This window comes from Pseudovibrio sp. POLY-S9 (assembly GCF_001431305.1).
GTDB lineage: Bacteria > Pseudomonadota > Alphaproteobacteria > Rhizobiales > Stappiaceae > Pseudovibrio.
This window is the reverse complement of sequence record NZ_LCWX01000247.1, coordinates 1-312: the sequence shown is the minus strand read 5'-3', so window position 1 is coordinate 312 and position 312 is coordinate 1. Positions and strand designations below refer to the sequence as shown.

Below are 312 nucleotides of genomic sequence, written 5' to 3'. Positions count from 1 at the left end.
GTCCTCACCGCGCTGATGGGCGTGTTGCTGGTTGTAAGGCGGGTTCTTAAAGGAATAATCGCGCTGCATGAAGCTGGTGGCGCGCAGCTGCTCGCGCAGGACAAAGCTGTTGCAATAAACGCCTTTGACAGCCCCGCCAACCATGGCGTTGTATTCCAGCTTAGGCTGGTCCGGCAACTGCGAGACGATCTGCGGGTTATCAATGAACTGCAGTGTATGCTGGCCGTTGGCACTATGTGTGAAGTAGTACCAGATGCCTTCTTCTGCCGTGATGCGATCTAAAAAGCTTAAGTGACTTTCCCGGTACTGCAC

1 protein-coding gene is annotated in these 312 nt (G+C 54.2%); it reads right to left on the bottom strand.

Annotation, left to right across the window (positions count from 1 at the left end; genetic code table 11):
- A partial coding sequence (locus PPL9_RS28225) for a contractile injection system protein, VgrG/Pvc8 family (protein WP_280139088.1) occupies positions 1-312 on the bottom strand: 312 nt, incomplete at both ends.